The 1988-nt window shown below is 43.9% G+C and carries 1 protein-coding gene; it reads right to left on the bottom strand.

The genetic code is table 11. The features are described from left to right. Positions 1–206: 206 nt before the first annotated feature. Positions 207–1883 (bottom strand): type 2 periplasmic-binding domain-containing protein, encoded by a 1677-nt coding sequence (locus BBG47_RS27790; protein WP_483310779.1) that lies wholly within the window; start codon positions 1881–1883, stop codon positions 207–209. Positions 1884–1988: the final 105 nt, after the last annotated feature.

Genomic DNA, 1988 nt, shown 5'->3' with positions numbered 1-1988 from the left:
ACTGGTCTTTACTTCTATATACAACTGTTGCGATTCCGCCTGCCAATTCGTAAGTTCGCTTGAAGATTACGATATAGGTAGTTGGTTAGAGATGAAAGCACAGCACTTGATCCAATGAAATCACGTACGGTAAGCGTATTTGCAATTATTGCAATGACTGGCGCAATAAAAAAGAGAGCGGAATATGAGCCGCTCTCCCCGTGAACTTATTTATTTGTTGCGTACCACTCGTTTACTTCCTTCGTCATGTCATCGCCACCGAGCTTCTTCCAATCCTCAACAAATTTATCAAATTCGTCAATAGGTACTTGGTTCATGATGATCTTAATGAAGAGCTCGTCGCGTTTACGCTTCAAAAGCTCACGTTTTTCCACCATTGTTGGTGTCGGTGCACCATAGAATTTATTACGATGGAACAGGTTGTGCTCCTTCATGTATGGTACATTTGAGACTGCTCCGTTTGGACCAGAGATAAGCATTTCCCACCACATTGAAATATCTTCACCATTTGCATATTTCATCGCACGAGCATAACGTGTCTTCTGGTCTTTCGTCTTCAGCAAGCTCTCATCCTTCGTCTCAATTGCCTTCGGCAATACGGAACCGTTATCGCTTGCTTGGTTGAACGCCATAACCGGGCTGAGCTGCCAATAGTTATTGCCGCTCTCCTTCATGCTCTTGCCGTACTCATATACCTTCTGTTCTTCCGTCGGGTGATTATCAATTGCAATCCATTGGTTCAACAATTTAACCATAGCCTCCGGATTCTTCGCTTTCTTAGAGACAACGTTATATTTCTCCGTTCCCAGCTCAATTTGCGTGGACGCTTCTGTACCATCAATGGAAAGGAGGCGGAATGGCTTCCATTCTTGAACAACCTTGCCGTCCTTAACCGCACCTTGAGCCAAATGGGCAGGCGTCCATTCTGGGCCGTAGAGTACACCAATTTGGTTATTGAAGATCATTTCAGATTCCTTCATCATGTCCTTAACTGCAAATTCTGGATCAATTAGCCCCTTCTTGAACATATCTTGCAACGAGCGAAGTGCTTCTTTCATTTCAGGCTGAATATCACTGAACATCAATCCGCCCTTACCATCCTCTATCCATTGATTCAAGTAAGCGTGGTATCCATTCATGAATCCAGTGAGACCCAGTGCACCTGTAGGTTCATAAAATTCCTTATTCAATGCTAGACCATAGGACTTTCCAGTTCCTCCTGGATCCTTAGCTGCAAACGTTTCCATAATTTTAATCAGGTCTTGCAGCGTTTTCGGCTCAGGCAGGTTCAGCTGCTTCAGCCAGTCCGTACGCACCCATACGAATTGAGGCGTGAACGCAGTTCCTGACTCTGGAATCCCCATCAACTTACCATCAAATGTGCCGGATTTCATCTGCAATCCGCCATCGCGCATCAAGAATTCTTTCGTTTCATCTGTTGCGTATTTGTCATATACTTCAGTCAAGTCCTGAATCATATCGGCTTCAATCAACTGCTGTAATTGAGCTGGTGTAGCTGGGAAGAAGTCTGGCAGATCGTCAGTTGCAATTGCCATCTTGAGCTTCTCTTGAAACTGAGGCCCACTTACGACTCCGTCTACGACCCATTTATTCGTAATTTTAACGCCAACGTCTTTCTCATAAGCGTCATACACGGCGTTCTTGTCGTACGTTTCACCTGCATCAAATTTCAAATACGGATCCTTCGCACGAACCGTAGATGCTTCAATTACTGTATTTTCTGGTTTTTCAGCTGGTTTCTCTGCTGTTGTATTTTCTGCTGGTTTATCCGTTATTGGCTGAGAAGTTTCAGCTGTCTTGCTTGTGCAAGCTGTTGCGACGAGACTCAAGATAAGCGTAAGTGCTAATAACATATTCCGCATTCTTTTCACGTCTGACCCTCCTAATATGTGTATTGAAGACCCACTTCTAATTGTAGATACAGTTCGAAGGGCATTCCATATACTGGTCTTTACTTCTATATACAA

The sequence above is a fragment of the Paenibacillus sp. KS1 genome, from assembly GCF_001680695.1.
Taxonomy (GTDB): Bacteria; Bacillota; Bacilli; order Paenibacillales; family Paenibacillaceae; genus Paenibacillus_B; species Paenibacillus_B suaedae.
This window is presented reverse-complemented; position numbering and strand designations above follow the sequence as displayed.